Source organism: Cellvibrio sp. ARAG 10.3 (assembly GCF_051846955.1).
GTDB lineage: Bacteria > Pseudomonadota > Gammaproteobacteria > Pseudomonadales > Cellvibrionaceae > Cellvibrio.
Genome location: NZ_JBPYCU010000003.1, coordinates 230,022 through 252,695, shown reverse-complemented (window position 1 = coordinate 252,695; position 22,674 = coordinate 230,022). Strand labels below are relative to the sequence as shown.

Here is a 22,674-nt window from a genome sequence, read left to right as displayed (position 1 = left end):
CTGAATACAGGGTCTGCCCGCAGAAAACCCGGCCATGTTAGCAAAAACTACCGGGCTCCAAGGACATCTCTGTCATTCTGTGCGGTAAGATCCGGTAAAACAGCCACTGGATGCTATGCTAAAGCCTATGAAAATCTGGTTATACGCGCCATAGTGAATGCTCCATCGAATCAATCTGTAGTGGATTTCTTCAGGATTCTCTCGCATGCCTTCTTCTCCTGTTGTGTTGAATAAAAGTGATCTCGCCTGTTTTCCCGGCACCTATGCCCTGGCGCAAAGTCGTTGGCTGGAGGGGTTGGCTGCCAATATTGAGCTGGTTAAACAACACCTGAAATTTCCGGTGCGCGGAGTCCAGGGACCGCAGTTCGAAGCTCTGATGACGCGGGTCGCCTGGCTTGGCAATGAAGATGCCGGCAAAATGTTGGTATTGATCGCTGGTACCCATGGCGTAGAGGGACACGCCGGCAGCGCGGTACAGATCGATTTGTGGGGATTGATTGAGCAGCGCAAGGTGAATTTGCCGGAGGATGTAGCCATCCTGATGATCCATCCACTTAACCCGTTCGGTTATGCCTGGAGCCGACGCTGTGACGAACAGGGTATCGATCTTAACCGTAACTTCATCGACTTTTCCCAGCCGCTTCCCCACAGTGATGGTTATTCACTGCTGCAACCGCTGCTCAAGCGTGCACAAACCACAGCGCAACGGCAGAAGCTCTTCCAGCAATTCGCCCAGGATCACGGTCAGCGCGCCTTTGAACGGGCGCTGAGCGGTGGGCAATATGTAGATCCGCAGGGGCCATTCTATGGCGGTAACGAACCGGCTCACGGGCGGCAGGTCATTGCCAACATTATTGAACGTTTTCAGTTGGGCCAGCGCCTGCTGGCGGTGATTGATGTCCACACCGGCCTGGGGCTCTACGGTCATGGTGAGCTGATTTGCGATCATCCGCTCAACAGCCGCGGCACTGCCCAGGCCCAGGCATGGTACGGCGCCAGTGTGACGATGCCGGCGCGGGGAGATTCCAGTTCGGTGCCCAAGCTGGGTTTACTGGATTACGCCTGGCACGCCCTGATGGAGCAGCGCGGTTGTTTCGTTACCCTGGAGTTTGGTAGCTATGGTACAGATTCGCTGTTTGATGTACTGCTGCAGGAACATCACGATTGGGCTAGCGGCGGTCCATTGTCGATAGATCATCCGGCCAGCGCTGCCATGCGTGAACACTTTTGTCCGGGTGATGCCTATTGGCGGGAGCTGGTGCTGGTCAAGGCGCGCCAGGTTATTCACCAGGCATTGGCAGGACTGGCGGCACTTTGATTGATCAACAGGCATTTATGCACAATCCCGAATACAACCCCAAGCCCCCGTTTGCCCCTGTGCGTCATGCGCCGGCTGGCTTTCGCTGGAGCGAAGCCACGCTGGAAGACCTGGATGCGTTGGTGGAACTGGAGCAACGCTGCTTCAGCGGCGACCGTCTCAGCCGCCGCAGCTTTCGTCGCTGGCTCACAACGCCGCAGGACATCTTTCTGCTGGCGTGGAAGGAGCAGCAACTGGCGGGTTACATCCTGATCCTGTGCCACCGGGGCACGCGTCTGGCGCGCATTTATTCGCTGGCCGTCGACCCGGCCTTTCGCGGTTTGGGAATCGCCGGTTGGTTGATGCAGATCGGAGAGCAGCGGGCGCGGGACAGTGGCCGCCTGTATATGCGCCTGGAAGTCAGCAGCGAAAACAAAAGCGCTATCCGCTTGTATGAATCGCTGGGCTATAAACAATTTGGCCTCTACCACGATTACTACGAAGACCATAGCGACGCCCTGCGTTACCAAAAGCGTATCCGGGTATTCCATGAGGATACCCAACACAGCGCCATTCCCTGGATGTGCCAGAACACCCGGTTTACCTGCGGCCCGGCCTCCCTGATGATGGCGCTCACCTCGCTCGACCCCGACTATCAGCCTTCCTTGCAGGAGGAACTGCGCCTGTGGCGTGAAGCCACCACCATCTTCATGACTTCCGGCCACGGCGGGTGCCATCCAATGGGGCTGGCTCTAGCGGCGCAGCATCGCGGATTTTCTACCTCGGTGTGGGTGAATCAAACCGGTCCGCTGTTCCTGGACGGTGTGCGTGACGAAACCAAGAAGCCCATCATGACTGCCGTGCACAATGATTTTTGTGCGCAGTTGCAGGCATTGGAGGTCCCGGTGCACTATCGCGACATTCGTCAGCAGGATCTGATTGACGCCTTCTGCGCCGGTGCAGTGCCCATCATCCTCATCAGTACCTATCGCATGGACAGTAAAAAAGCCCCGCACTGGGTGGTGATGAGCGGTTTTGATGATGAGTGTATCTATGTGCATGATCCCGATCCGGAAACCTACGGACAGACAGCCATCGATTGCCAGTTTATTCCTTTGGCACGCAGTGATTTTGAATTGATGACCAGCTTTGGCCGCACCCGCTTGCGTACAGCAGTGATTGTGCACGCCAGAAGCGATACCGAAAGCAGGAAAACCTGATGTTGAGCACGCGCACCAGTTGTGTGGCGGAAACCCGCCTCACGCCTTTCCCGTTTGAATTTACGATTCTGCGCTCGCGCCGTCGCAGCATCAGTATTGAAGTACAAGCGGCGCGCGTGATTATTCGCGCACCGCAACAGGTGGCTGACAGTGTCTTGCACGATTTTTTGCGCGAGAAAACCCGTTGGGTACAAGAGAAAATTTACGAACAGGAAAAAGCGCTGGCCGCCATTCCCCAGCGCATCTATGTGAGCGGCAGTCACTTGCCCTACCTGGGGAATGACATTCGCCTGGTGTTGGGCAGTGGTACCAGTGCGCGGGTGGTATTGCACGATCAACAGTTGCATGTGCTGCTCTCGCGCCGGCGACGCATGAGTGCACCGGAACAAACCCGGCGCCTGGTGCAGGGTTGGTATCAACAACAGGCGCTGAAACTGTTGGCAGAAAAAACCGATCAGCTTTGCCTGGCCATGGGCTTGCAACATACCGGTGTCAGTATTCGGGCAACCCGAACCAAATGGGGCCACTGCACCAGTCGCGGTGCCATCCAATACAATTGGCAAATTATTCTGGCGCCGGAGCCTATTGTGGATTATCTTGTCGCCCACGAAGTAAGCCATTTGCGCCACCACAATCACAGCCGTGCTTTCTGGCAACTGGTAGAAAGTGTCTGTCCCGATTATGTGCGATGCCGCGCCTGGTTAAAGGCCAATGGCCAGCAACTGGTGCTGTAGGTAACACAACTCACTGGTGCTCAATGCCGGTTGTGTTGTGAAAGCATTTCCCGAATCCTGAACAAACAAAAGTATCTGCCATCATGACTGAACTCAGCGATGACTTTAGTGAAAACATTGACCGCTTTATCGTCGAGTCGATGGAGAATGGTTGCGTCTGGGGCCTGCAAGGTGAAGATGGCTGGGCGCTCTGTGCATCAGAAGATTACGATGATATGGATGTAATGCCGCTCTGGTCGCAAGAGGCTTTTGCGCAATTTCATTGTCGCGATGAATGGGCCGGTTACACCCCGGTCGCCATTGAGCTGGAAGAGTTTCTGGAAGATTGGCTGCCGGGTATGCACGATGATGTGTTGTTGGTGGGCGTTAACTGGAATGATGAGCTGGAAGGCGAAGAAATGGAGCCGCTGGATCTACTCGAAGAGTTTGAACAGGAACTCCAGGATTGATCACCGTTCACGATGAGCAACATTGTCTCGCCTACCCGCCGTGTATTACCCCGCATTCTGCTCGGTCTTTTTATTTTATTCTGCATGTACCTCTTTACTCGCACGCCCACCCATGAAGGTGAATGGTCGCCGCTACAAACACGGCTGCCGCAAATAACGCTGCGGCACGAGGGTGGGGAACCCTACTACCACATCGAAAACCTGCGTGATTTTCGTTACAACGCCGACGGCAGTGTGCTGCGCGCCGACTATCGCAGCGCCGATTTTGCACCGGCAGACTTGCAGCAAGTCTGGTTGGGTATTTCCCATTTTGGCGGTTATGGCCTCGCGCATACCTTATTGAGTTTTGAATTCAGTGATGGCCAGTTTCTCGCGGTTTCTGTGGAAGCGCGCTTGCGTCCAGGACAAGGTTACAATCCGTTTCTGGGATTGTTACGGCAATACAACAAGATGGTTGTGCTGGGGACAGAAGCTGACGTTATTGGCCTGCGTACTCACATTCGCAATGAGCGCGTCTTGCTTTATCCCCTGCAACTGACCGAAGAAGAACGCCATTATTTATTTCAGGCGTTGCTGCGCGATGCTCAACAGATTGCACAGCAGCCGGATTTTTATAATACGCTGCTTGATAATTGCACGACCAATTTATTAAAGCATGATCCGGATTACCGTTTTTATACCAGCTTGCTGGATTACCGTTTACTGCTGCCGGGTTTTTCTGACGAAGTGATACAAGAGAAAGGCTGGCTGGCGACAGATAAATCCATCATGGATTTACGCACACGCGCGACGATCAATGCCGCATTGATACCATTGGATGCAGAAGACTTTTCGCAAGGTATTCGCGAAGGTTATCGCACGGAATGGCATCAACCCGCGCTTGAGACATCATCGCTCATCGCGCCGAATAAATAATCATGCAGGATATCCACCTGGTGCCGGGTAACATAATCTTCCAGTTTGGCGAGGGTGTCGCAGATGGGGGTGATGGCGGGCGTGTCATTGGTGCGGTAGTCCTGGGTTGCCAGCACAAAAGCCTGGCTGTCGGATAAATAGCGGTTGGTGATATGGCTGTACACCTTGCGCTGTAACTGCAATACGCAAAAATCAAAATCCATGCACATCCGCATCAGATTGGGATAGTTGGATTCCGTGCGGTCAATGAAACGAATTTCCCTGCTGCCGAGCAGTTCTTCGGTTTTGAGTGGTTGGTTGGGCATAGTGTTAACGGATAACCTTCCAGACACATGCTGTTATCAGGGAGCTTTATGATATACAACGCTTCATTGCGCTGAAAAATGCAGCCTGACACACGCGTCGAATAACAGGTGATTTTTGTTGTCCTTGAGGATGCGAAGATGGTGTCGCAAAGGTGTTAAATCCTACAAAAACACTAGCTCGTATACCAGTATTTGCAAATCTGACCGCGTCTGATGACGAACTTTACCTGGTATGTGTGATTTGATTCACAAAGTGACTGTGAGCTCTGGAATGCAATAACCGACGAGCTGAGCCGCCCTGCGGATAACCTGAATATAAATTGTACAGGAGAGTTTGAATGCCAAGTCCCCGTGGATTTTTCAGTGTAATGATATTGTCGCTTGTCTTGTTGGTGCTGGGTGGTTGTGCCAGTTTTCAAGCCGGGCTCGAAAAGCCGACAGTCAAAGTGACCGGTTTGCGACTCTTGCCCTCCCAGGGCGGGTTGAACCAACGCATTGGTGTCGATCTGGCGATTCTCAATCCCAATGATCGGGATTTGTCCCTGCGTGGAATCTCTTATACGATTGGCATCGAAAATTTCTCGGTGCTCAGCGGTGTCACCGACAATGTACCGGTATTGAAAGGCTATCAGGAGACGCCGGTGAGCTTGGAAGTCTCAGCGAATATGTTGCAGGTAGTGCGCCTGATCGAATACTTCAGTCGCGCCGGTGTAAAAGACAGCGTCAATTACAACTTTGATGCAAAGCTCGATTTCAGCGCGCTCTTGCCGTCCATGCGCGTCAAAGAAAGCGGCAGCATTCCTCTGGTGCAAGGAGCGCAGCCCTGATCTTTGGTGATTATGCGACCGACTTCATGATCGGTCGCAGCAAGATAAGATGATCAACGAATAAAAATGTGTATTTTTGGATTCAGGACATTTCATGACCGACGTAATTGCCCCACCCGATGCGGATGAACGCATTTCCCTGAAAGACTATACCGAAAAAGCGTATCTGGATTATTCCATGTACGTCATTCTCGATCGCGCGTTGCCTAACATTGGCGACGGATTAAAACCGGTGCAGCGTCGCATCGTCTATGCGATGAGTGAACTAGGCTTAAAAGCCAGTGCGAAATATAAAAAATCGGCGCGCACCGTGGGTGACGTGATTGGTAAGTTCCATCCCCACGGCGACTCTGCCGCCTACGAAGCTATGGTACTAATGGCGCAACCGTTTTCCTATCGTTATCCCTTGGTGGACGGTCAGGGTAACTGGGGTTCGCCGGATGATCCGAAATCTTTCGCGGCCATGCGTTACACCGAGTCGCGCCTCACCAAATACAGTGAGGTGTTGCTTGAAGAATTGGGGCAAGGCACGGTGGAATGGCAGCCCAATTTTGACGGTACACTCGATGAGCCTGTCGTCTTACCATCGCGCGTTCCCAATGTCTTACTCAATGGCACCACTGGTATTGCGGTGGGTATGGCGACGGATATTCCGCCCCATAATTTGCGCGAAGTTGTTAACGCTTGTGTGCACATGCTCGACAATCCCAAGGCTACGGTAGAGGAATTATGTGAGCACGTGCTCGGCCCGGATATGCCGACAGATGCCGAGATCATTACACCGCGTAGTGAATTGATCAAATTGTACGAAACCGGGCGCGGCAGTGTGCGCATGCGCGCGGTGTGGAGCAAAGATGCGGACACGGGCGATATCATCGTGACCGCCTTGCCGCATCAGGTATCCGGCGCAAAAATTCTGGAGCAAATTGCGGCGCAGATGCAGGCAAAAAAATTGCCGATGGTAGCCGACCTGCGCGACGAATCGGATCATGAAAATCCCACACGGCTGGTGATTACACCGCGCTCCAATCGCGTCGATCTTGAACAGGTAATGCAGCATCTATTTGCCACCACCGAGCTGGAACGTACCTACCGCGTCAATATGAATATGATCGGCATTGACGGCCGTCCGGCGGTGAAATCGCTCGATAAAATTCTTACCGAATGGCTGAGCTTCCGCACGGTGACGACGCGTCGCCGCTTGCAATATCGCCTGGAACGCGTTGAAGAACGTTTGCTGCGCCTGGCAGCCTTGATGATTGTGTTCCTCAATGTGGATGAAGTGATTCGTATCATTCGCGAAGAAGAAAATCCCAAGCCGGTGTTGATTGAGCGTTTCAATCTCATTGAGATGCAGGCGGAATACATTCTTGAAACCAAGTTGCGTCAGTTGGCGCGGTTGGAAGAAATGAAGATTCGCCAGGAACAGCAAGACCTGGAAAAAGAGCGCGACAATTTGAAAAAAATTCTCGACTCTGCCGTCAAGCTGAAAAATCTGGTGCGCAAGGAATTGATTGAAGTGGCGCAACAGTATGGCGATGATCGACGTTCACCGATTGTGGAGCGCGCCGAAGCGCAAGCTTTCAGTGAGACGGAATTGATGAGTGTAGATCCGGTCACTGTGGTGATCTCTGATAAAGGCTGGATTCGTTCCGCGAAGGGGCACGACATTGATCCGGCCGGTTTGAGTTATAAAGCCGGGGACAGTTTTAAATTCGCCGTTCATGGCAAGAGTAATCAAAACGTTATCCTGCTCGATTCAACCGGCCGCAGCTACTCACTGCCCGCACATAATCTCCCCTCGGCACGCGGCCAGGGTGAGCCTCTCAGTGGCCGCATTAATCCGCCCAGTGGTGCTACGTTTGAAGGCGCCTTGATGGGCAATGATGAGCAGCCGGTACTGCTCGCCTCGGATGCTGGTTACGGTTTTGTGGCCACGCTGGCCGATTTGGTCAGCAAGAACAAAGCCGGTAAAGCGTTGCTCACGCTGCCGGATGGTGCGCAGGTATTACCACCACAACTACTGACCGGTGATCCGGCCCAGACGCTGTTGGCTGCCGTCAGCAATGATGGCCGCCTCTTGGTCTTCCCGGTTACCGAGCTGCCGCAATTGGCGCGAGGTAAGGGCAACAAGATCATGAATATTCCTTCAGCGCGGGTGAAAAGCCGTGAGGAATTCGTGTTGGCGGTGGCGGTGATCAATCCCGGCCAAATGCTTACGCTATACTCAGGCAAGCGCCACATTACCCTGAAGCAGGCCGATCTTGATCACTATCGCGGTGAACGCGGCCGGCGAGGCAATAAACTGCCGCGTGGATTCCAGAAAGTAGATCAGGTTGAGGTGGTTGAGAAATAATGTATCCGCACCTGTGGCCATAAAATCGATCATTGGTGTTGCTGGGGCTTTGACAATAAAAAGGGTTTTTCTATGAGTGATCAGCGTCGCCATGTTCGTACAGCATTCTCCTGCTCCATCAAGATTCGTCACGAAAATATTGGAGAACTGATGGTCAAAACCCGCGATATTTCTGATGGTGGAGTCTTTGTTATCCTTGATGCGCAGCATGTACCGCCCGTTGGTTCCATCGTGACGGGTCAGGTGCAGGGATTGGTGGGCGACGCGCCGGAGTTGAAGATGGAAGTCGTGCGCGTTGAACCAACGGGTGTTGGCCTGCGCTTTATCGCGGCGGACGGTGATTGAGCTGTTACCCCAGCGATGCGCTGATCAATAACACTACTGACCAATAATGCTGCTGAAGAGGTTGCTCGTGTTGAAAGTTTCAGGTTTGCATAACTGTTGGAAAGCTTTTTTATCTTTAGTGATATTCGATTGGCGTATCGGCCAACGAATATTCTTCGCCGCCACCGTGCTGACACTTGCCTCTGTCAGCTTGTCTTCTCATGCTGCAGTTGTCCTGCAATATCATCACGTCAGTGAATCCACTCCCGCTTCTACCAGTGTTACTCCGGCGTTGTTCAAACAACATATGGATTACCTGGCTGAGCATGATTTTAACATTGTGCCCCTGCCGGAGCTGGTCGACCAGCTTAAGCAAGGCAAATCATTGCCGGATAAAACGGTGGCGATTACATTTGATGATGCCTATGAATCGGTATACAACCAAGCCTACCCGCTGCTGAAAAAACGTGATTGGCCTTTCACCGTTTTTATCAACACTGACCCGCATGACCAAAATAAAAAATCCTTTGCGACCTGGGCGCAGATTCAGGAGATGGCCAAGCAAGGTGTCACCATTGCCAACCACACGACCAAACACGGGCATCTGCTGCGCTTACGCGATAATGAAAGTCGCGCGCGGTGGCGCGAGCGAATCAAGCAGGAAATTCTCGATGCGGAGCAGCGCATCACAGAGAAAACCGGACAAAAGCATCGTCTGCTGGCTTACCCTTACGGTGAATACGACAATCATGTCAAAGCCGTATTGAAAGAACTGGATTTTGTTGCGTTTGGTCAACAATCCGGACCCTTGTTTGCGCTCAATGATTTACTCGCCTTACCGCGCTTTCCCTTCGGTGGCAGCTATGGTGATTTGCAGGATTTTGCGACCAAAGTGAATACCCGCCCGTTTGCTATCGCATCTGTTGAGCTCTATGAAGATGCAGCGTTGAAAAAACCTCTTGATGATCTTGTGTTAGCTCACGGAAAAAAACCGGTGATGGTCGTGACATTGGAAGACCAGAAATTATTGCCGCGCGTAAATTGTTTTGCTTCCGGTCAGGGTGCGATTAAAACAGAGGTGCGCGATGGCAAGCTGATCGTGCAGGCCAATAACCCATTGCAAGCGGGGCGCGCGCGTTACAACTGCACGGCACCCACGGGAGAGAATGGACGATTTTTCTGGCTTTCCCAACAGTGGTTAACCAAAGGCAAGGATGGGCGTTGGGCTCATGAGGATTAATAAACCGCAATGCGCCGCACGGTTATTGCGGCAAAGGTAGGCCTTCCGTCGGCAGAGACTCAACATCTGCCGCACTCAACTGCAAGTTTTCAAAATCATTGACACGAATAACGGTGCGTAGCTCATGGATATACACATCGCCGCGGCCGGAATATTTTCCCAGGCCTTCTACTAATTCTGTTCCGGTTAATTCGCCATCCTGTGCGCGTAGCGCGGCGCGCAGCTGGCGAAATTCGCGGTAGGCATTGTGCGTGTTGATATTGCGATAGTAGGCATCCACTGAGGCTTCCACGCTGTCGAATTTCTGCACTTCATGGGTGGCGTTGGGCGGGCGGCGTTCAGGAACGAGACCGCAGCCAGGGCTATAACACCACTGACCGAAAAGATTGTGCGCTTCAATGGCGAAGCGTGATGTGCCCCACCCGGATTCAATGGCTGCCTGGGCGAGGACCATGGAGGAGGGAATGATGTCGGCGCGCAATAATAAAATTTCTATTGCTCTGGCCGTTTCCGGATAGGTCTCATGGCTAACATGATAGCGATCACGTAATTGTTCCAGTTTTTCTAATTGCTTTTCGGTTAATAATTTTCCCTCTGCCAACTGCAGCTTCATCTTGTAAAGCGATTTACGATTCTTTTGTATGTAATTATTTTTCTGTTCGATCATTGGCAATAACAAATCCACAAACGCTTTTTTGCGCTCGGGTGTTTGTTCAATGCTGACAAAATCCGGCAAGGGGGTGCTGCTGACCAGGTCGGTAATTTCAGGCTCATGGGGTATTGAAACGCCACCCTTGAGAGGTGAATAGTGGGCAAGAAACAGTATTAATGCCAAAGTGCCTAGGGCATAGCCAAGCAAAGCCAGACCTAACAGCCAGGATGCGTTTTTTTGCATGATGTAACGGACTCAAAATGTTAACAATAAAACGTGTTACGTCGTGAACCGGCTTACAGATCCATCTGTTTGCGCAGTGCATCGAGACGTTGCTGATTCTCTTCGCGTGATAAGGGTGTTTCGATGGTTTCCGGTAGGGCGGGTGCGTCGGGCACGGGCAGCTCTGTGCCGTTCATGACTTTTTCGCACAGCCGCTGATAGTGACGTTCGAATACGGGGAAGGCGACTTTTTCGCTGTTGTTGGCCAGGAAAAACCAGTCGCTGGCGACGCCGGCGTGATACACGGCAGCGTGGCTCCAACGCCATACCGATTTGGGGCTGGGCGCGCGGCAGGCTTCAATATAAGCAGTATGGGCATCGGGCAAACCAAAACTTTCCGGGTCGCCCTGGCACGCGCGAATCATACGATTGAGCGTGGGAAGATATTCCGATTCCTCTATCACCTTGCGTGCGCCACGCAAGATGGTTTGCGGTTCAAACTGCACCAGACTTTCCAGCCACAATTTTTTTATCTGCGACAGCACGCCTTCGTCGTCATAGGCTTTGTAATACTGGTTGTGATAATTAATACGGAACAGCGCAAAGACTTCATTCAATGCATCGATATGCGCATCAGTCGGGCGCTGGCGCTGCGGCTCAGTTGGCCCAGCTTCTGTCGGTGAGGTCTTCGACAAGGCTGCGATCTCTTGTGCTGCGCGTTGAAGTAGGGTGTTGCTGTCCTGCATGGCTGTTAACCTGTTGCGAATTAACGGTGGTCAGGGCGTGTTGTTTGGCCCAGTGATATTTTACGTGTTGCAAAAATTTGGTATTCCAGGAGCTGTAGACCTGGTTGCTCTCGCGCCAGAATAATAAAAATTCCGGCACCTGGCGTTTGGCAAATTCCAGGTTGATATTGGCCAGGCGCAACACATCAAACACATCTGCCCCGGGTTGCCAATTTTCCGGAATACGGCGCGGCTCGCTATCGTGCTCCAGCGCGGAGTTGTAACGCACCCATTGGCGTTTTACATGCTGGATAAATTTGCTGTTCCAGGTGCGGCTCACTTCGCCGCGCTCCTGCCAATACAGCACAAACTCGGGGATAGCGTCTTCTACAAATGCCAGACTGATATTGGCGTGTTTTACCAAGACTTCAAGGGCATCCCGGCTGGGGCGCCAGTGGCTGTGCATGGCCACTTCCAGGTCGCGCCGCAGGAAGTCATTGCCTTCGTCGCGTTGCTGGCGGGCCAGGCCGGTCTGGTATTCACGCCATTGGTGCAGTACATGTTTCAGGAATTTCGCGCCCCAGGAATGGCTGATCTCGCCCCGTTCGCGCCAGTAAGTAATAAATTCCGGGATCTGCTGGCGGATAAAGGATTCGGGGATATTGTGTTCCGCGACCCGGCGCAATAGCTCCTGGTCCGGTTGCCAATTGGGCGCAATCAGGTTAGCGCTGGCGATGGGCGGTGCAACCGGTGTCGGGGCAGGTATGCTTGCCTCACCCTCATTGAAGGCCACCTGCAAGCGGCGGCTGCTGGTGTAGGGCGCGGAGCCCAGCAGGATGATGCCTTTGTCCTTCAGGTTTTTGCTGATCCGCTGGATATCGTAGTCGGTCCAGAAGGGCATCAGCTTGCCAAGCAACGCCTCATCCAGCTCCAGCCAGCCCCCGGCCGCTTGTCGGTAAGTGGCCACTTCGCTTATTAGCGAGAGCATGCAGGCCTCTTCAAGGCCAATGGTAGCGGCCAGCGAAGGAGAAACCAGCAAAGGTTTTTCGGGAATCAGGGATGACATAGGGGCACTTTAGCACTGATGACCGGTGGACTGAACAGGGGCGGAATTGTAGTCGATTCTGCAACCCGCCGCCGCTGGCTTCTCATAACGGATTTGCAAGAAAACCCTCATTTGTCTCAAATTTTGGCTATCCTTGTGGGCGAGTGGAATGTTGGCGAGTAAAAAATGTTCGGGAGTGCATCCCGTCGACACCTGGAATGGTGCTTGCATCGCGCTGACAATGCCTTATGGCAACTCGTTGGGCAGCCCAGCTTGCCCAACCATTAAAACAATATTGGGAGTTGCTCGCTGATGCGGGTTTTCCGGGACTGACTACACTTGGGATTTTTTAACGCATGCTAACTACACCACACCTGACCGCACCACGTTTTCGCCTTCATCCATTATGTTACCTGTTTAGCCTGATACCTTCGTTTGCGCTGGCTGAGCCCACGATGCCGCAAATGGAGGAAATCACTGTTACGGCATCCAAACGTGAGCAGTCATTAAATGAATTTTCCGGTTCTGTTACGGCAATTAACGCAGACTCTCTGGATTTTTCCTCCGGTATTCATGATATCGCCAGGCTGGTGCCAGGCTTTGCGGTTTTGGAAACGGGACCGCGCGACTCCAGCTCATTGATTATTCGCGGGCTACGTGTCGATGATGTCGGTGAAAATGATTTGGGTGGGGATGGTGGTAGTGTTGCCAGCTATGTCGATAATATTCCGTTGCAGGGTTATTTCTTGCCGCCAGCGTTCAGCTTAAAAGATCTTGAGCGCGTGGAAGTCTTGCGTGGTCCGCAAGGTACTCTATACGGGAATTCATCAATCGGTGGTCTGGTTCGTTACATTACAGCAAAGCCGGACCTTTCCAAATCGTCATTGACCGCATCAATGAATGTTTCCCAGACAAAAGAAAGTGATGACCTTAACTATGACACGGATCTGGTTATCAATGCGCCCTTGATCAACGATACCTTAGGGGTGCGGTTGATGCTCGGCAAAACTGAAAATCAGGGGTTTATCGATAATCCTTATTTACTCAGCGGTGCGCAGAAAGATATTAATGACGATGAAACCGAGCAGGCGCGGGTGAGTGTGTTATGGCAAGCCTCCGAGGTATTTTCTTTGGCGGGAAGCTACCACTACCAAAAAAGTGAAGTAGGTGATCGTCAGGCAACCAATGAAAACTTTACCGGTGATAAATATACCGTCGCCAGTCGTTATCGTCAGCCGATGGAGGGCGAGCTGGAGTTGCTAAGTCTGGACGCTGATTATGATTTTCAATGGGCTAATCTAACGGTCAGTGTTAGCCGCTACGAATATGACAATATCAAGGCTGCTGACCAGACAGATATATATACGCTATATGATCCCGCCGGGGAGTTTTACTTTCAATATGAAGATTTTTCTGCGATCAGTGCCAGCGATGTTACGGTTGATAAAGACAACCTGGAAGTGCGGCTGGTTTCGCCTGACACACAAGCTCTTCGTTGGCTGGTCGGTGCGTTTTATAGCACTGATGATGCCGCACTGAGACGTGCTGATATTGTACCGGGCTTTGCCGATTTTCTGGGCCTTAATCGCCCGGATGATATCGACCTCTACGAGTTTCAAACGGAAGATTTGAAAGAGCGCTCAGTATATGGAGAGCTCGCTTACGACCTTACGCCCAAGTGGGAAGTACTGGTCGGTGTGCGCAGCTTTAAATATGAAGATGAATATACATCCTGTTATGTCTTTCCATTGTTTATTGATGGAACTGACCTGCCACTAGAGTGTGTTGAAAATGATGATGATCACGATGGCACCTTGGGCAAATTCAGTACGAAGTACCAATTTACACCGGAGCAGAATATTTATTTAACGATTGCCGAAGGTTATCGGCGTGGCGGCGCAAACCCGATCCCCGCAGATATTGAGCAATATCGTATTTATGATCCCGACACATCTGTTAATTACGAGCTGGGCTCCCACAGTTACTTTTTTGATAAACAATTGCGGATCAGTGCTGCCTTGTTTTATATCGATTGGGAAGACATCCAGATTACCGGTGTTGTCGAGCAGACATATGGGGCAATCCTGAACGCAAAAGGCGCTCGCTCAAAAGGGGTTGAATTGGAAGTAGCGGGCGATGTGACCGACCGGCTTTCTATGTGGGCCAATTTCTCTTACACGAATGCAGAATTAACCGAGGACGTTAATAACTTTAACGGCTGGGGTGAAAATATCTATGCCGGTGACCGCCTCCCCGGCTCACCAGAACAGCAGTGGGGCGTGGGAGTGGATTACACCCAATCGATCAAAAATGCGCGTCTGGATGCGGGTCTGAGTGTTGCACGGATTGATGAGATATACACGGTATTAAATGATGAGTTGGCCAACTATGATCGGCTGGATGGATTTACAACGGCCAATGCCCGTATTTCACTTTCCTTTGATCAATGGCGCTTGGGTGCGTTTGTCAATAACATCAGCAACAGCAGGGGCATAACGGGTAAGCGTACTGCGGAGCTGTACGGCGAGCGCGGCCAATTTGAATACATCACACGTCCGCGCACTATTGGGGTGTCGTTGCGCTACCGTTATTGATTGAGTGTAAGTTGATGTAATTTAATTCTGTGGTTTACCTCTGCATAATTTATGCAAGGATGAGAATCATGGAGAACCTGGTTCTATCAGTTATTTTTCGATGGATAAGTTGTTTAACGAAATATTCATGAATAGGAAGAAAATTATGGCAGCAGATAAAAAGAAATCCGGTGAAAAAGTAAGTAAAAAGGCAGCAGAAAAGAGCAAGCCAAAACCGAAGGCGCCCGAGTCGTGCCCTCCTGTAGATCCAGCAAATATCGTTGTGCCTAAAGGTGGGCAGGTGATCCAGTTCTATGAGTTGACACCTGCTTTTCCAGAAAAAAACTCGCAAGGTGTTCTGGAGGCGAAATCGTGGAAGCTGGTGCCTCAGGGTTCCAAAAAGTCAATAGATGGCAATATTAGCGTTGGCTTTCATGAAAATGACAGTAAATTAGAGCGTCGTTTTGAGCGTGCAATTTTGGTGATCAAGATGAGCAAGGAAGCTCTCACATCCCATGGCGGTACCTGGCGTTTTGCTCTGGGTGGCGTTTCCACAGACCTGGCGAACGTCGATCCTGATGATGATGTTCGTGTGGAAATTATCGACAATGGATTAGCCATGTTGGTGTATGTCCATGTCTTGCAAGAAGAAACACCCACAGGCGAACACTTTGGCTTCCGTTTCGTTGCTTCCTTTGCCAATTCCACCTCGGGTGTGGTCAACATCTATGAATCGAAAGACCCCGGCTTTATTCCCAAGCGCCCGCTGTAATATCCGCTGATTGTGTCACCCGGAGAGCGCATCGATCTGGCTCTCCGTGTTTCTCCATCAACACCTGGAAAGGCGATTGCTCACACAGGGGATCAAACCAGGAAACCCTGAACCACACTGAGCTCAAACCATTCGTTAAACTTTTCTCAACATTGAATAGCGCTGACCGGGTATTTTCTGCCAAGGTATGCACCAGGGCAGCGGTGTAAAAGGTTTCTATGTTCTGCGCATCGACCTTTTCCAGCTCTTCCAATGCACCGAGCGCCGCTGAAAACCGGTGTAGATGCGCATAGGATTGCGCGAGGTTCCGCAAAGCGGTCTCATCTTTTGGGCGAGCTTCTGTTATTGAAATAATTTTTTCATACAGGTCTTTTGAAGCAGAGATATTCCCCTGCAAATTTTCGGCGTCCGCCTGGTTTAACAGGATCGTGGTATTGTCGGGACTCAATGCCAGAGCCGCGACGAACATTTTTTTGGCTTCGGCATAATCGGGCTTGAGTAAATTACACAACCCCAGATGGGTAAGATTGCTGATATCGCTGGGGTTTTGTGCGACGGCTTTTTCAAATGATGTAATCGCGTGATCAATCTCGCCATTGAGTAGCGCGATAAAACCGAGCAGGCTGTTTGCCTGATATAGCTTGGGTGATAACGTCAATGCCTCTTCGGCATAGCGCCTGGCCAGCTCATTGTTACCATAATAACGGTGAGCATTGGCGATGTTGTAAAGATTATTGGCAGTCTTCCTGATGCTCAGCGATGCTTCATAATAATCGATGGCTTTTTGATAATCGTTATTTGCCATAGCGACATAAGCGTGCAGTTCGTACATGGCTGAACTGTTGTTGGTCAGGCTTTCCAATTCGCGGACAATCGCGGCGGCTTGATCCAGGTTGTCTTTTGCCACTTCCAGATAAAATAAATTGTATAAAGCGATGCTATCCCTTGAATGTTGTTGATGCACGAGCGCATCAAGCTTATTCAGATAAAGCGGCGTGCCGGTTTCGTAATACAGGTCGAGAGAAATATCTTTATAGAGCGCGGTGACAATCGGGTTTCTTTTTATCTCGGGCGACAGTTTGTCGAGCGTATTGAGCAGTGCCGGCGTGGCACCACTGTCGCGATACGTCAGGCCGATATTGATAAACGCCTGATACTCTTGCTCTGACGCTGCATGTAAGGGGCTGGTGAGTTTGGTTGAATACAGCAGCCCCATATTATCCTGAACCGCCTTCATAACCGACATGTAGCGATTCGTCAGAACATCCAGCTTTTTAATATCTTTTGCTACCAGACGGCTGTCTGCTTCTGCACCGCTGGGCACCAAACGTGTCAAGGTAATCGCGCAGGCTTCTACCTGACACTGGATATCGGTAGCGACCAATTCATCGGCAGCGGTGGCGCGATGCACGGCTGTGCTGTCAGCATCAGTCACTTCAGTGCGGGGAATTAAATAATAACCATCCAGCTGCACAACACTTTGCTGAATCGCCTCATGAATGGCGGCCTTGACTAATGCCTGTTGCGATTCGTGCATGCCATCAGCAGTTAATGTGGGTTGCAACACGGCCACATATTTTGGTGAGGCCGGTTGCAGTAACCATAGGCTAAGGCCGACAAGCATTGCGATAAACACCGCGCCAAAAATAATATTCGATTTCTGTTGCGCGATAAAACCGGCGAGGTTTTTTGATGGCAATGCAGATTGCCCAAGAGGGCGAGTATCAAAGGTTGCGTGGGTGTTGTTGCCTGGCTGACTGCGCAGTTGACTCAGGCTCGCCTGCCGGGGCGTCAACTCGGTATCGTTGGACCAGTCCGGTGTGCCGATAACCAAAGAACTTAGTTTTTCAAACTGGCTGGCCACCCAGTGGGTATTGTCCGGGCGGTTGTCGACATTTTTAGACAGCAGTTGTCCGAGCAGATCGCAAATTTCCGGCGGCAGTGTCGGGTTGTGTGTTGTCGGCGGCACTGGCGGGTGAGAGATGATCCGCTGCATCAATTGCAGTTTATTACCGGTATCACCGAAGGGATGCGCACCGCACAGCATTTGATAGGCGAGGATGCCGAAGGAAAACAAATCACTCTTGAAATCCAGTGCTTCACCCATAGCCTGCTCCGGCGACATGGATGCATAGCTGCCGGCGACATGATCGGTAATGGTTGCGTTGAAGTCTTGTGACTTGGCGATACCGAGGTCGGAAATTTTGGCGGCATTGCGTTGGTTGATCAGGATATTTTCAGCTTTCAAATCGCGGTGGATAATGCCGGAATCGTGAGCTACCGCAAGGCCCTGGGCGATTTGCGTCAACCAGGTCATGCGTTGCGACATGGGCGCCAGATGTTCGCGCAGACGCGTTTGAAGATTTTGTCCGTCGACGTATTCCATCACCAGCGCCAGTTGGTCCGGTGTTTCAATAAAATCGTAGATCTGGACGATGTTGGGATGATTCAGTTTGGCGAGTAACAGGGCTTCGCGTTTAAAACGCTCGCGGTAATGCGGCTCGAATAATTCCATGCGCAAGCATTTGATCGCCACCTGTCGATCCAGGCGGGTGTCGCGCGCGAGATACACCAGGCCCATTCCTCCCCGTCCGATACAGTCGAGGATGTCGTAATGTCCTATGCGCGTCATCTCTGTGATGTTGTGCGGGGAGAGGCTCATCTGGTTGAAGTATCGGTGGTTAAGGGTAATGCCGTGGTGAGTTGATCACCTTTGTAAATCCTGAAGCGTTCGCAGCCAAGGCGGATCTTGCCACCGCGTCGCTCCAGCAGGCACTGGTGGTCAGAAGAGTCCGGCAGGCAGTCGGCCAATTGTTTACGTGCGCGAAAAATATGGATATTCATGTGGGTGGAGTCCAGCCCCAATTCATTCGCCAATTGATCGGCATAGACCCAGCCCTGGCTTTTGGCGTCCAGCCCTTGTGCCGCATCGTCGGCGCGATGCCGTGCAAGTTGCAACATCAAATAATGATGGCTGCGCACAGCGAGGTCGATGCTGTGATGCGGATGGTGCAATTCCAATTGGGTGGTCTCTTCATCCAGGCTGAGGTTAAACACAAATTCAAACTCGCTGAGTTTGTGCGAGCTGCGCACCCGCGCTTCAGTGGGGCCGTAAACCTGCGCATTGATAAACTGCCAGCGCAGATTATCGAACTGCAATATGTCACCGTGTTGAATGATTTCACGGTGTTGCTCGTGGGTCGCGCTGCTCATCAGTTCGGCATACCACACCTGGTCCCGGTGATCAAAATACAGCGCCAGTTCGGGCGTTTGGGTATCCGGCAGTAAGTGATAGCGTTCGAGTTGGATAGGTTGCACGCGGGACGGCATCTGCTCGGGCGACATATCCAGCGGCCAGAGCATGTCCGATGGTGGTGCAAGGTCGATCACTGTAAAGCCCGGCTCAGTCTGTTCTGCCAGATGAATGTGATCATTCACATTCAGATCGGCCATTTCTCCTTGCCCCAGTTGTACATCATTCACCCAGGTCCCGTTGAGGCCAAGATTTTTAATGCGCCAGCAGCGGCCATTCCATTCGATTGCGGCATGTAATTTGGAGATATAAGGCTTATCCAGTTGGGTATCCACACTGGCGAGTCTGCCGAAGGTGTGATGTGGAGCCAGGGGGAAAAAAGTTTCCGCAGCGACATCAAATAAATAAGCCATAGGGTTTGCTCGTGTCTTACAGCATGTTGAAACTTATTTTTTGCGAGTCCTTGTGAGAAAACCGGGGGGAATAAACCATGACCTCCAGACAGCTGCCCCTGTAATTCCTTGTAATGGGCAAATAATCGCGCAGGCCATAGATTGCCACAGGATGGGCTCGGTTTCACCCGTTAACCGCGTCAGTTTTCGTCTTTGATGGTAATAATGGCATGACCTATGAACCTGAACTGCCGGCGAATTCTTCACCGGCGGACGCCGCGTCGTCCACCCACAAGCCACTGCATCACAAGCCGGTGGCCAAAGCGATTCATCCGCTCAATCAGGCGGCCAACGCTAAATGGGTGCCGATCAATAAAAGTTTTATCACCCTGACCCGCATCATTCTGAAGTCCGCACTGGAGCGTTTTGGTCTGGTGAATCTTGCGATAACCCTGCGCTGTGTGACGCAACAGGGTTATCGTCACCTTATTTTGGTCAATGATGACCGGGATATCCAGATTGCTGCGGTGGGGCGGGTAGAAGAATTTATTATTTCAACCGAAATGCCCATGACACCGCCGGCTGAACGTTTGAGTGCAGCGGAGGCCGTCACCTTTCCGGTGGATTTCCAGGGGCAGCGCCTCGGGTATCTGGTGGCGCTGGTGCGCAACCCCCGTGTCGATCCCGGTGACGAGATACAGGATCATCCTTCGGCGAGTGACATCAAATACCGTTTGAATCGGGTGGCGGAAGAAATGGTGGGTGTTATTAAACGCTACCAGACCCGCTATCGCGCTATCTACGTATATGGCGACCAATGCTACTGGATCGGGAACAGTGCGGCCTTACGGCAACTGGACCAACGGATTGATACCCTGGCGTCGTCGGCGCTGCCGATCCTGATTCGCGGCAATAAGGGCGCGGGGAAAATTATTGCGGCGCGCGCGCTGCACTGTGAGCGCCACACCGAGATAGTGCCCTTTATCGAATCGGGCTGCCATGAATGGGAGGAGGATGCCGCCACCAGCATCTTGCAAGCCCTGTTTGCCTACGCCAAAGGCGGCACCTTGTTTTTGCGCAGTGTCGATAAGCTGTCCGGTGAAAACCTGCGGGTATTGCAGGCGTTTTGTACGCAACGCACCCTGGAAAAAACCACCAAAGGTCACGCCGAATCGGTGGATATCATCTTCAGTCTCAGTCGGCGCGATGCTGAATTGCCGGCGTCGCTACAGCGCTGGTTATCGATCAATACGGTGGACTTGTATCTCCCTGATCTGCGTGAGCGGCAGGAAGACATTCGCGATCTCACCCGCTTTTTTATCCGCGAATGTGCCTTGGGTAAAGAGTTCGATCTTACCGAATCTGCCTGGCAACAACTGGAAGCCTTCCCCTGGACCGACAATGTGGAGGGCCTGAAGCGTTTGATCGTGCAGCTATCCGCGCGGGCTGAACACCCATTAGTGGACCGTCCATTACTGGAGGGCCTGATGGTCTCCCTCGATTGAGATATCAGCGGGGGCATTGCCACGCCTCCTGCTCTCCAAGCCACTTCAATTACAAGCCTCTTTAATAACCAGAACAACGAGACGGCAGCACATATGTGCTGCTTTAGTGCCATTTCGTTCTTTGGATGTTAGTAAATATCTTTATATAGTAGGGCCTGCTGTCGATTTTATTTCATGTCGGTGTCATGGCATGAGCGCGGCAGTGGCGAAGGACCTGCTATCGGAGAGCTTACATCAGGGGTTTGTATCCCGGACTTAATAAAAAATACGGATCAAGACCGTCAGCCATTCGCTACCTGACGCCCGGCGGAGGCTGATCAAAACAGGCAGGATGTCAGTCCTGCCAAGGCGCTTCTTTGGCAAAGAAGCATAATCGGTCAATTACTATCGGCTAATAATTATGAAACCATCGATCAAAAAATACCTGCTCCCCTTGCTGGGCTGCGGTCTCAGTGTCGGCGTTGCGCTCAGTGCTCACGCCGTTGTCTTCCAGGCAGAAAATTACAACGCGTTTTATGACACCACACCGGGCAACCAGGGCGGTGCCTATCGCAATGAAGGTGTCGATATCGAAGCCACCACCGATAGCGGTGGTGGCCACAATGTTGGCTGGATCGAGCCCAACGAATGGCTGGCGTACTACAACCTCTCGGTGCCCACCTCCGGCAATTACACCGTGCGCATGCGCGTGGCCAGTCCCTCCGGTGGCACAGCGTCAGTGGATTTGAATGCGGGTTCGATTGTGCTGGGCGATTTCAATATCGGCGCAACCGGTGGCTGGCAAAGCTGGGCCACCGTATCCAAAACCGTGCACATCAACGCGGGCACCTACAACCTCGGCGTCTTTGCCAAAACCGGCGGCTGGAATTTCAACTGGATTGAAATTGTCTCTGCCGGTGGCGGTGGTACCACCGGCCCGGTCACCTTGTACGAACACTGCAACTACGGCGGTTGGTCAGCAGGCTTCCCGGCGGGTTCCTACAACCTCAACGCGATGGTTGCACGCGGTGCGCGCAATGACCAAACCTCCTCTGTTCGCGTGAATGCGGGCTATGAAGTTGTGCTGTACGAACACGATAATTTCGGCGGGGCATCCCATGTGGTGACAGCTTCAAACGGCTGTTTAACTAACCTGCATGATCGCGCCAGCTCGATTGTCGTGCGCACCGCAGGCAGCGGTGGTGGTGGCGGTGCGACCGGTTTTGCAGCGATTGTCAGTGAAGCGCAGTTCAATCAAATGTTCCCCAATCGCAATCCCTTCTACACCTATTCCGGGTTAGTGGAAGCCGCGAAAACCTATCCGGCCTTTGCCGGCACCGGCGACCTGGCCACCAAAAAACGCGAAGCCGCTGCCGCGCTGGCTAACTTCCACCACGAAACCGGCGGCCTGGTATACATCACCGAAATTGCCAAGGGTGAATACTGCGGCGATTGGGATGGTAATCCGTCTACCTGTCCGTGTGAGCCGGGCAAACGTTACTACGGTCGCGGTCCAATCCAGTTAAGTTGGAATGGCAACTACTGCGCGGCGGGCGATGCATTGGGTCTGGATTTGCGTCGTTATCCCGAGCAGGTCGAACAAAATGCAACGACTGCCTGGAAAACCGCGCTCTGGTTCTGGATGACTCAATCCGGTGCCGGTTACTGGCCTGCCCACACGTCCATGGTGAATGGTTACGGTTTTGGTGAAACCATTCGTACTATCAATGGTGCGTTGGAATGTAATGGTGCAAATCCGGGGCAGGTGCAAAGCCGGGTGAATTTGTATAACCAGTTTATAAATATTCTGGGAACAACACCGGGTAGTAATGTGAGTTGTTGATGTGTAGATTTTTGCGTTGAATACGTTTGACGTGAGGTGGGGATGT

At 52.0% G+C, this 22,674-nt stretch carries 19 protein-coding genes; 13 read left to right on the top strand and 6 right to left on the bottom strand.

Features of this window, described 5'->3' with window-relative positions:
* The first annotated feature begins 205 nt into the window (after positions 1-205).
* The 5 genes from ACSV5M_RS05730 (at position 206) to ACSV5M_RS05710 (ending at position 4,615) form a co-directional block, all read left to right on the top strand.
* Positions 206-1,318, top strand: a complete 1,113-nt coding sequence (locus tag ACSV5M_RS05730) for a DUF2817 domain-containing protein (RefSeq protein WP_439174653.1) — start codon at positions 206-208, stop codon at positions 1,316-1,318.
* Complete coding sequence (locus ACSV5M_RS05725) at positions 1,315-2,517, top strand: GNAT family N-acetyltransferase/peptidase C39 family protein (RefSeq protein ID WP_439174652.1); 1,203 nt, start codon at positions 1,315-1,317, stop codon at positions 2,515-2,517. Before ACSV5M_RS05730 ends, ACSV5M_RS05725 begins: the two co-directional genes overlap by 4 nt.
* On the top strand, positions 2,517-3,251 hold the full coding sequence (locus tag ACSV5M_RS05720) for a M48 family metallopeptidase (protein WP_439174651.1): 735 nt from the start codon (positions 2,517-2,519) through the stop codon (positions 3,249-3,251). The genes ACSV5M_RS05725 and ACSV5M_RS05720 overlap by 1 nt, the downstream gene beginning before the upstream one ends.
* Positions 3,252-3,334: 83 nt before the next feature.
* Complete coding sequence (locus tag ACSV5M_RS05715; protein ID WP_439174649.1) at positions 3,335-3,700, top strand: DUF2750 domain-containing protein; 366 nt, start codon at positions 3,335-3,337, stop codon at positions 3,698-3,700.
* 12 nt (positions 3,701-3,712) lie between these two features.
* Positions 3,713-4,615 (top strand): lipoprotein N-acyltransferase Lnb domain-containing protein, encoded by a 903-nt coding sequence (locus tag ACSV5M_RS05710; RefSeq protein WP_439174648.1) that lies wholly within the window; start codon positions 3,713-3,715, stop codon positions 4,613-4,615.
* On the opposite strand, the gene ACSV5M_RS05705 is transcribed toward ACSV5M_RS05710, so the two are convergent.
* Complete coding sequence (locus ACSV5M_RS05705; protein ID WP_439174647.1) at positions 4,570-4,920, bottom strand: hypothetical protein; 351 nt, start codon at positions 4,918-4,920, stop codon at positions 4,570-4,572. The genes ACSV5M_RS05710 and ACSV5M_RS05705 overlap by 46 nt on opposite strands.
* Positions 4,921-5,258: 338 nt before the next feature.
* Here ACSV5M_RS05705 and ACSV5M_RS05700 point away from each other — a divergent pair, with 338 nt between their 5' ends.
* The 4 genes from ACSV5M_RS05700 to ACSV5M_RS05685 all read left to right on the top strand — a co-directional run bounded on the left by ACSV5M_RS05700 (position 5,259) and on the right by ACSV5M_RS05685 (position 9,667).
* On the top strand, positions 5,259-5,747 hold the full coding sequence (locus ACSV5M_RS05700; RefSeq protein WP_439174645.1) for an LEA type 2 family protein: 489 nt from the start codon (positions 5,259-5,261) through the stop codon (positions 5,745-5,747).
* A gap of 94 nt (positions 5,748-5,841) precedes the next feature.
* Positions 5,842-8,103, top strand: a complete 2,262-nt coding sequence (gene parC, locus ACSV5M_RS05695; protein WP_439174644.1) for a DNA topoisomerase IV subunit A — start codon at positions 5,842-5,844, stop codon at positions 8,101-8,103.
* Positions 8,104-8,175: 72 nt separating this feature from the next.
* On the top strand, positions 8,176-8,448 hold the full coding sequence (locus ACSV5M_RS05690; RefSeq protein WP_439174643.1) for a PilZ domain-containing protein: 273 nt from the start codon (positions 8,176-8,178) through the stop codon (positions 8,446-8,448).
* Positions 8,449-8,515: 67 nt separating this feature from the next.
* Positions 8,516-9,667 carry a polysaccharide deacetylase family protein gene (locus tag ACSV5M_RS05685; RefSeq protein WP_439174642.1) on the top strand — a complete coding sequence of 384 codons (1,152 nt, stop codon included), beginning with the start codon at positions 8,516-8,518 and terminating at the stop codon, positions 9,665-9,667.
* A gap of 22 nt (positions 9,668-9,689) precedes the next feature.
* Here ACSV5M_RS05685 and ACSV5M_RS05680 read toward each other — a convergent pair whose 3' ends face one another.
* Genes ACSV5M_RS05680 through ACSV5M_RS05670 form a run of 3 tightly spaced genes read right to left on the bottom strand, consistent with a single transcriptional unit; the run spans position 9,690 to position 12,332 of the window.
* Complete coding sequence (locus ACSV5M_RS05680; protein ID WP_439174641.1) at positions 9,690-10,562, bottom strand: glucosaminidase domain-containing protein; 873 nt, start codon at positions 10,560-10,562, stop codon at positions 9,690-9,692.
* Between the two features lie 53 nt (positions 10,563-10,615).
* The gene (locus tag ACSV5M_RS05675; RefSeq protein ID WP_439174640.1) at positions 10,616-11,236 is read right to left on the bottom strand and encodes a replication protein P; all 621 of its coding nucleotides are present in this window, start codon (positions 11,234-11,236) and stop codon (positions 10,616-10,618) included.
* Positions 11,199-12,332, bottom strand: a complete 1,134-nt coding sequence (locus tag ACSV5M_RS05670) for a DnaT-like ssDNA-binding domain-containing protein (RefSeq protein WP_439174639.1) — start codon at positions 12,330-12,332, stop codon at positions 11,199-11,201. The genes ACSV5M_RS05675 and ACSV5M_RS05670 overlap by 38 nt, the downstream gene beginning before the upstream one ends.
* 335 nt (positions 12,333-12,667) lie before the next feature.
* Here ACSV5M_RS05670 and ACSV5M_RS05665 point away from each other — a divergent pair, with 335 nt between their 5' ends.
* Entirely contained in the window at positions 12,668-14,905 is a 2,238-nt protein-coding gene (locus tag ACSV5M_RS05665; RefSeq protein ID WP_439174638.1) for a TonB-dependent receptor, read from the top strand.
* Between the two features lie 145 nt (positions 14,906-15,050).
* On the top strand, positions 15,051-15,656 hold the full coding sequence (locus ACSV5M_RS05660; RefSeq protein ID WP_439174637.1) for a DP-EP family protein: 606 nt from the start codon (positions 15,051-15,053) through the stop codon (positions 15,654-15,656).
* Here ACSV5M_RS05660 and ACSV5M_RS05655 read toward each other — a convergent pair.
* The gene (locus ACSV5M_RS05655) at positions 15,634-18,318 is read right to left on the bottom strand and encodes a protein kinase domain-containing protein (protein WP_439174636.1); all 2,685 of its coding nucleotides are present in this window, start codon (positions 18,316-18,318) and stop codon (positions 15,634-15,636) included. The genes ACSV5M_RS05660 and ACSV5M_RS05655 overlap by 23 nt on opposite strands.
* A complete protein-coding gene (locus ACSV5M_RS05650; protein ID WP_439174635.1) occupies positions 18,315-19,322 on the bottom strand; it encodes an FHA domain-containing protein in 1,008 nt (335 codons plus the stop codon). Before ACSV5M_RS05650 ends, ACSV5M_RS05655 begins: the two co-directional genes overlap by 4 nt.
* A 209-nt stretch (positions 19,323-19,531) precedes the next feature.
* Between ACSV5M_RS05650 and ACSV5M_RS05645 the strand changes: the two genes are divergently transcribed.
* Together ACSV5M_RS05645 and ACSV5M_RS05640 are read left to right on the top strand one after the other, a co-directional pair.
* Positions 19,532-20,806: a sigma 54-interacting transcriptional regulator gene (locus ACSV5M_RS05645; protein ID WP_439174634.1), complete on the top strand. Its 1,275-nt coding sequence runs from the start codon at positions 19,532-19,534 to the stop codon at positions 20,804-20,806.
* Between the two features lie 400 nt (positions 20,807-21,206).
* Entirely contained in the window at positions 21,207-22,628 is a 1,422-nt protein-coding gene (locus tag ACSV5M_RS05640; RefSeq protein WP_439174633.1) for a glycoside hydrolase family 19 protein, read from the top strand.
* Positions 22,629-22,674 lie beyond the last annotated feature (46 nt).